Consider the following 272-nt stretch of genomic DNA (forward strand, 5'->3'; position numbering starts at 1 on the left):
GGAATTTAAGGGGACAGAGGCGCACACGTATATTCTGGTTGTGCAAAAGTCAGTGCCGAAACCTGGCTTTGTCTATCTATCTATGGATGGGGGGGAAGCGCATCGTCATCTTTTGGATTTCTCCAATGGGCTCCGAATTGAAAATATTGTTGATGAGCGTTATCTTGATCTTTTTGATATAAGGAGAGGGAACTTTTCTGGCAAAGAGTGTAGGAAGGCAGGCGTAGCGTACTATCATACCAGTGGATATTTCTATTCTGATGTAGACGTGG

At 44.1% G+C, this 272-nt stretch carries 1 protein-coding gene; it reads left to right on the plus strand.

Annotated elements, in window-relative coordinates; all coding sequences use genetic code 11:
- Nucleotides 1-272: hypothetical protein (locus SB756_RS30115; RefSeq protein WP_410913241.1), on the plus strand; the 272-nt coding region annotated here is incomplete at both ends.

The sequence above is a fragment of the Pseudomonas sp. SIMBA_068 genome (assembly GCF_046534705.1).
Lineage (GTDB): Bacteria > Pseudomonadota > Gammaproteobacteria > Pseudomonadales > Pseudomonadaceae > Aquipseudomonas > Aquipseudomonas putida.